Consider the following 5,049-nt stretch of genomic DNA (forward strand, 5'->3'; position numbering starts at 1 on the left):
GCCCTGGCCATCGGCATGGCCGCGCCGCTGGTCAGCCCTGCCTTGTTCGCCGCCGAGCAGTCCGCGCTGCGCGCCTACAACCTGCCCAGCGCACCGCTGGCCACTGCCCTGAACCAGATCGCCAGCCAGGCCGGCATCGCCCTGGCCCTGGACCCGGCGCTGGTCAGTGGCCGCACGTCGGCGCCGGTCAACGGCCGCTATGACGGGCTCGGCGCCCTGCAGGCAGCGCTGCTGGGCAGCGGCCTGCAATTGCAGCAGAGCAGCGCGGGCAGCTACAGCCTGGTCGCGGTGCCGGAGGGCAGCCTGGCCTTGCCGGAAATTACCGTGAACGCCAGCAGCGCCAGTGAAAGTGCATGGGGCCCGGTCGACGGCTACCTGGCCCAGCGCACGGCCGCCGGCACCAAGACCGACACCGCTCTGGTCGAAGTCCCACGGTCCATTTCCGTGGCGACCCGCGAGCAGATGAAAGACCGCGGCGTGCATAGCCTCGACGACGCCGTGCGCTATATGCCAGGCATCGTCTCTGCCAGCTTCGGCAGCGACACCCGCTATGACTGGATGCGTGTGCGCGGCTTCGAGCCCACCCAGTTCCTGGATGGCCTGCCGTTGCCACGTGGCGTGTACGCCAACCCGAAAGCCGAAACCTGGAACCTCGACCGCCTGGCGCTGCTGCGTGGCCCGGCTTCTTCGGTCTATGGCCAGACCCCGCCCGGCGGCCTGCTGGACATGGTCAGCCGCCGCCCGCAAGCCGAAAGCGCGCATGAAATCGAACTGCAATATGGCAGTGACAACCACCGCCAGATCAACTTCGCCAGCACCGGCAAGATCGATGACGACGGCCGCTTGCTGTATGGCGTGAGCGGTGTGATCCGTGACAGCGGTACGCAGGTCGATCACATCGACAACAAGCGCTACAACATCGCCCCGAGCCTGACCTGGAACGTGGACGAAGATACCTCGCTGACCTTCCTCTCCCAGTTCACCCGCGACGATACCGGGGTCACCAGCCAGTTCCGACCGATCCAGGGCACCAAGATCGACATGCCGTTCGGCAAGATCTCGCACCACAAGAACCTGGGTGACCCGAATTACGAATTCTACGACCGTACCTACTACGCGCTGGGCTACGCGTTCGAGCACCGTTTCAACGACGTGTGGCAGTTCCGGCAAAACTTGCGCTATACCAAGTCCGAGCTGTCGTTCCAGACGATCACCGTCAACAGCTACTTGCCGGAGTTCGGCATGGTCGTGGACGACCAAGGCAACGTGGGGCGTAGTACCACCAACGTTGACGAGGACATCAGCCAGTTCGCCGTCGACAACAACTTTCAGGGTGATTTCAGCACAGGCGCCATCAGCCACACCTTGCTGCTCGGCCTGGACCACCAACGTACCAACAACAATTTCCTGACGATCTATGGCGCTGCGCCGCCCATCAATGTCAACGACCCGGTCTACGGTTTGCCGATCAGCAGACCGGACCGTTCCACTGCCTACTACGACTACGACCAGAAAACCATTCAGACCGGCCTGTACGTGCAGGACCAGATGGCGCTGGGCAACTGGCGGCTGACCTTGGGTGGTCGGGAGGACTGGGTACACACCGGTACAACGTTCTTCAACAAAGGCGACGCTACCAACACCCAGCGCGACAGTAACTTCAGCGGCAACGCGGCGATCAGTTACGTCTTCGATTCGGGGTTTGTGCCTTACCTGTCCTATGCAGAATCTTTCCAGCCCGCCAGCAAGGCCGATGCGGACCCACTGAAGTCGTTCAAACCAACCGAAGGCAAGCAGTGGGAACTGGGTGTCAAATACCAGCCCCCCGGTTCAAATACGTTGCTCTCAGCCGCGGTGTATGACCTGACTCAAAAGAATGTGCTGGTCACCAGCAACGACGGCAACACCAGTGTCACCAGCCAAACCGGCGAAGTGAAAGTCCGCGGCCTGGAGCTTGAAGCGGTTTCCGACGTTACCGACAACCTGAAGGTAATTGCCGCCTACACCCTGGCCAAATCCGAAGTGCAGGATGGTCAGTTCAAGGGCAACCGCCTGCAACTGATGCCTAACCAGCAGGCCTCGGTGTGGGGCGACTATACCTTCCACTCGGGCGTACTGGACGGCTTCGGCATCGGCCTGGGGGCACGCTACACCGGTAATACCTATGGTGACCAAGGCAACACCTGGCTGGGCAAGGCCAATGCCTACACGGTGTTCGATGCCTCGGTGCATTACGACCTGGGCCGCCTGGACAACAGCCTGAAAGGGGCGTCGGTCGCGCTCAATGCGACCAACCTGCTGGACAAGGACTACCTCTCCACCTGTGACTCGTACTACTGCTACTACGGCGACGAGCGGAGTGTCGTGGCCAGCGCCACCTACAAGTTCTGAGTGAGCCGGGGCTGCTGCGCAGCCCCCTCCAATTCCTCAGGCAAAAAACGGTACCGTGATGAAAAGCCCAACCATCCGCCGCTGGTCAGCGGTCCACACCTGGAGCAGCCTGGTCTGTACCCTGTTCCTGCTGTTGCTCGCCCTCACCGGCCTGCCGCTGATCTTCCACCACGAACTCGAACACCTGCTGGGCGACGCCGCCGAACTGCGCGAAATGCCGCCCGGCACCCCGCACCTCGACCTGCAACAGCTGGTGCTCAAGGCCGAGCAGCACCGCCCCGGCGAGGTCATGCAGTACTTTGGCTATGAAGAAGACCAACCCGACGGCGTGGTGGCCATCACCGCCGCCACCGCCGGTACCGAACCCAACCTGTCGCACACCTTCATGCTCGACGCCCGCACAGGCGAAGCGGTAGCCATGCCCGCCGCCAACGGTGGTTTCATGATGCTGATGCTGCGCCTGCACGTGGACATGTTCGCCGGCCTGCCGGGCAAGTTGCTGCTGGCCTTCATGGGCGTGCTGTTCGTCGTCGCGATCGTGTCCGGCACCGTGCTGTACGCCCCGTTCATGCGCCGGCTGGGCTTCGCCAGCGTGCGCCACGACAAATCCCGGCGCCTGCGCTGGCTCGACCTGCATAACCTGATCGGCATCGTCACCTTGGCCTGGGCACTGACTGTCGGTGTAACCGGCGTGATCAGCGCCCTGTCCGACCTGGTGATCGCTGCCTGGCGCAACGACAGCCTGGCGGCGATGGTGGCCCCCTACCGCAACGCCCCACCGCTGGGCGAACGCGCTGCGGCCAGCGACCTGCTGGCCATCGCCGAACAGGCCGCCCCCGGCATGCGCCCAGACTTCATCGCCTTCCCCGGTACACGCTTCTCCAGTGAGCACCACTACGCGGTGTTCATGAAAGGTGCCACGCACCTCACTTCGCACCTGCTGACCCCGGTCCTGATCGATGCACGCACGCTGCAAGTGACCGCCGTCGGCGAACGCCCCTGGTACATGGATGCCATGGGCCTGTCGCAACCCCTGCATTTTGGCGACTACGGCGGGCGGCCCATGCAGGTGCTGTGGGCAGCACTGGACGTGCTGACCATCATCGTGCTCGGCAGCGGCCTCTACCTGTGGTGGACCAAGCTGCGCAGCAGCAGGGGGGCGCGCCCGTGAGCCACACGTCACGCAGCACCAGGCAGATCTTCGCCTGGCCTGGGCTCATCGCCGCACTGGGCGCAGCCGGCCTGTTCGCCGCGCTGCTCGGGGACGGCGCCTGGGACGCCCTGGCCTGGCTGGGGCTGGGCATTCCGGCCTGGCTCGGGTTCCGTGGCCTGAGCGGCAAATGAGGTAAACAGCTAACACGCCTGTATCACCAGCTGGCACCAAGCTGCATGGCCTGTTCACCGTGGAGCCCGCCATGAGCCTGACACACTTCAAGTCCTTCGATGCGCAACTGAGCGCCCTGCTCACCCCACCCCCGGCGCCCGAGCCGTCGCTGCCGCTGCTGAACGCACGGCAGCGCTACTTCGCCGACCTTGCGCAGTACTGGCTTGGCACCGCGAGCGGTGATAGCCGGCGGGCACGCCTGGCTACGCTGCTGCGCCAGCAACTGCTGGCGCAAATCGCGTTGCGCAGCGATGACCACACGCTGGGTTCGAGCCATGCCGAGCTGGTCACCTGCTGCGCCAACAGGCCGCTGCCCTCGCAGCGCCAGCATTTACCAGCCGCGCAACGGCCGCAGATCTACCGCCCCGTACTGGACATCACCACACCCAATTGGCGTAGCTACCTGCCCGGCACCTTCGTGATCGTCGAAGGCGGGCCCGAGGGCCGCATGCCAGACCCTCGCAACACCACCGACTACGCGCTGCTGTGCAGCCTGTCCCATGGCATCGAAGCATTCGATAGCCTTGCCGAGCTGCACACCGAGCTTTGCGAACGCCTGGACGACGTGCAGCAAAGCCGGCCACTGCTGCGGCACATGAGCAACGAACACGACCGCGACGACGCCCGCAACGCCGAGCGCCTGCGCTATGAATGGTTCAACGAGGACATGATCCAGGCGCAGGTTCAGGCCTTGATCGACGGCCAGCACGCCGCGCTGACCCAGGCCTGGCAGAAAGCTGCGCAGCAGGCGACGGTGGACTGGCCCAAGCTGACAGCGGACCTGGCCGCGGCCGCCGATCTGCTGCCATGGGCCGACAGCCGCTCTGCGCTACAGACACGCTACGGTCTGCTGCTGGAGCGCAACTCGCCAGCCTGGCTGAAAAACGCCTCGGCACAGGGCCTCACGCACATCATGCAAACCCTGCAAGAGCTGGTGATCGCCATCGACAAGGCGGCGGCACCCGGTATCCTCAGCCTTGAGCAATTCGTCGACCACAATGGCCTGCTCGCCTGGACGCGTGAACGCCTGCGCACGCAACTGCGCCAACGTCACCAGCTAGATATCGACCCGCTCGGCCTGTATGTCAGTGTCACCCTGGCCAGGCCCATAGGCCCCGTGTTGCCGCCCAGCATCACCGGCCCGTGGATACCCGTCGCCAGCCGCCCGCAGGTTGGCGACAGCATCGAGCTGGTCCAGCAGACCTACCGCATCGACGAGCTGGCGCTGATCAACGTCAGCTTGCTCGATATCGACTACTGGTTGACGGCGAGGG

3 protein-coding genes and 1 pseudogene are annotated in these 5,049 nt (G+C 64.4%); all 4 read left to right on the forward strand.

The genetic code is table 11. From position 1 onward, the window contains the following. The coding region (locus tag G1E_RS24230) for a TonB-dependent siderophore receptor (RefSeq protein WP_084728221.1) at nt 1-2,391 on the forward strand (2,391 nt) is incomplete at its 5' end. 58 nt (nt 2,392-2,449) lie between these two features. After that, nucleotides 2,450-3,562: a PepSY domain-containing protein gene (locus G1E_RS24235; protein ID WP_009683341.1), complete on the forward strand. Its 1,113-nt coding sequence runs from the start codon at nt 2,450-2,452 to the stop codon at nt 3,560-3,562. Beyond that, on the forward strand, nt 3,559-3,735 hold the full coding sequence (locus G1E_RS28820) for a hypothetical protein (RefSeq protein ID WP_009683340.1): 177 nt from the start codon (nt 3,559-3,561) through the stop codon (nt 3,733-3,735). The genes G1E_RS24235 and G1E_RS28820 overlap by 4 nt, the downstream gene beginning before the upstream one ends. A 71-nt stretch (nt 3,736-3,806) precedes the next feature. Continuing rightward, nucleotides 3,807-5,049 (forward strand): annotated as a pseudogene (locus tag G1E_RS27115) (hypothetical protein); the annotation flags it as partial.

Source organism: Pseudomonas sp. TJI-51 (genome assembly GCF_000190455.2).
Taxonomy (GTDB): domain Bacteria; phylum Pseudomonadota; class Gammaproteobacteria; order Pseudomonadales; family Pseudomonadaceae; genus Aquipseudomonas; species Aquipseudomonas juntendi.